This is a genomic window from Blautia sp. 1001283B150304_161114_C9 (assembly GCF_015668165.1).
In the GTDB taxonomy this organism is placed as follows: Bacteria; Bacillota; Clostridia; order Lachnospirales; family Lachnospiraceae; genus Blautia_A; species Blautia_A wexlerae.
In genome coordinates, this window is the sequence record NZ_JADPGO010000076.1 from 1 (window position 1) to 2,460 (window position 2,460).

The 2,460-nt window shown below is 39.6% G+C and carries 2 protein-coding genes; both read right to left on the reverse strand.

The window, feature by feature from the left end; translation table 11 throughout:
- Window positions 1-268 precede the first annotated feature (268 nt).
- Window positions 269-1,444 (reverse strand): IS91 family transposase, encoded by a 1,176-nt coding sequence (locus tag I4V44_RS17265; RefSeq protein ID WP_196003013.1) that lies wholly within the window; start codon window positions 1,442-1,444, stop codon window positions 269-271.
- Window positions 1,441-2,289 carry a tyrosine-type recombinase/integrase gene (locus I4V44_RS17270; protein WP_196003014.1) on the reverse strand — a complete coding sequence of 283 codons (849 nt, stop codon included), beginning with the start codon at window positions 2,287-2,289 and terminating at the stop codon, window positions 1,441-1,443. The genes I4V44_RS17265 and I4V44_RS17270 overlap by 4 nt, the downstream gene beginning before the upstream one ends.
- Between the last annotated feature and the right edge of the window lie 171 nt (window positions 2,290-2,460).

Sequence of the window (2,460 nt, forward strand, 5' to 3'; positions counted from 1 at the left end):
AAATCGTTAAGGAAAGAATCGAAGGTGGTGCAAACGAAAAAGCAGTATGGAGACTTTTCATTAACTGCCCTTTCGTTTGCATCAATTTCGATTTTTTCTGGTTGAACAAAGCGCGTCAACTCTATATGGACTTTTAATTATGACACTCTATCTATAATAGGATAGCGTGTACACATAGAAACACATAGAATTTATAATTCAGTCCTGTATTATGACACCAGAAATAAGCCTCCCTAAGGAAGCTAAAAAAATATACAGTTATGATACGTTAACAGAGCATATGTGGTTTTGGTTTTATAAAATGTTGTTCTGTAGGCAGAGGAATAATCTTACCACCACAGGAAGAACACTTGCATATATCTTTATTATAAAGAAGACGGATAATGGCAGGTGCATCCATATCTTTCAGCTTGGAAATATATTTTTTGCAACCAAGGATGTTTCTGCATAGGGTAATCTTTTTCTTCTTATTTCTGGATGAAAGAAGACCATAGTGCCTGATACGTACAAAACGTTTTGGAGGAACATGCATTAAAAATCGACGGATAAATTCCTCGCCGGATATGGTGATCTCTTTCCAAAGCCCTTGGTTTTTGTAATCTTTAGCGGAAAAAGTAACTGTAGATTCTGTTATGTCTTTGATACGGTAGTTGCTGATAGCAATCCGGTGGGTGTATTTTCCAAGGTATCTGATGACAGATTCGGCACCGTCAAATGGTTTCTTGCAATAAGGAATCCATTCCTTTGTATAGCAGGTATCTAACAATTCCTTGAAAGTATAGTAGTTTTTGTAAGGTGCAGCCGATCCATGAAATTCAAGCCTGTCATTTTCCCAGAGCTGCTTAAGTTCAGCCATATATTTTCCACGAAATATTTTGGAGATCACCTTAATCGGAAGAAAAAACTCTTTCCCGTTGTCTTTCCAATGATTTTTCACATCCAGCCCTCCACCAAGAACAATCGCATGGATATGAGGATGAAAATTCATGGTGCTTCCCCATGTATGGAGGATACAAATATAGCCGATATCAGTCCCAAGATATTTACTATCAGCAGCAAGTTCACTGAGAGTATCTGAAGCCGCATGATAAAGAGCAGTGTATAAGAATTTCTGGTTGCTGTAGATAATGGGATTAAGTTCTTCTGGAACTGTAAAAACTACATGGAAATAAGGAGCATCTAAGATATCCTCACGCCGTGCATCTACCCATTTTTCTTTTGAAAACTCCTGACACATAGGACAGCATCTGTCACGGCAGGAGTTATAGTGGACTGACATGCAGCCGCAGTCCTCGCATACGCTTACATTCACACCAAAGGCACCGGTTTTGCAATTCATGATGTGATAAGCGGCCTTTCGCTGAGCGGGAGAAATACTATGTGTGGATTTAAAAGATGGATAAAAACGATGAAAAACATCCTGAATCGTACAATCCTTACTCATGATTCACCACCTTCCGGGTTGTCGAACGGGCTGCGGATTCCAAGAAGTGTCTTGTTGCTCACATGAAGATAAACATCTGTAGAGCGAGGATCAACATGTCCCAGAAGTGACTGGATATATTTTATATCTGTGCCACTTTCGAATAGGTGGCTGGCAAAACTATGACGGCACGCATGAGAGGAAACATGACGGTTAATGCCGGCGAGTTTAGCACTTTTCTTAAAGAACTGGTTAACACTGGCTATATCAAGATATCCACCGGACCAGGAACTTGGGAAAAGGATATCTTTAGGGCGACCACATTTGTACCAATACTCTGTGAGAAGGTCTAAATTTTTTTGAGACAGAATTGTATACCTGTCAATTCTGCCTTTGGTTTCACGAACATGAATTGTCATGTTGGTACGGGAAATGTCATCATAATGGAGATGAACGACCTCCGATACACGTAATCCGGAAGAATACATAGTTGCAATAATCGCTTTATGCTTCAGATTCGGAGTGGCGTCAATGATTGCATTTATTTCATCGCGGGATAGAACAGCAGGAAGATTTCGCTCTCTTTTCATAGCCGGAACAGTGTCATCATCCCAGACAGTTTTCAGCACCTTTTTATATAAGAACTTGATTGCAGACCGATAGTGATTGTGAGTTTCAGGAGACCTTCCTTCCAGACGTTTGGCAGTAAGAAAACTTTCCGCATCTTCAAGTGTAAGATCAGAAATATTTTTTCCAATCCAACGAAGGAAGTAACTGACATCAGAGCAATACAGTTGAATAGTTCTTTCACGCAGGTTACGTTTTTCCGCTTCATTGCGGATGGATTCAAAAATATCTTTATACATAATAAAACCTCCAGAATAAGTAGTGTTAATAATTACATCTACCTATTCGGAGGTGCGTTAGCGTCATAATTCCGATTGCGGAAGAGACTGGAAAATGTTATTCTTATCATAGGCAGTGGAGCTTTCTTAGTTCAGTTGTTTCGTGTGGTAACTTAACAATAACGGATTATG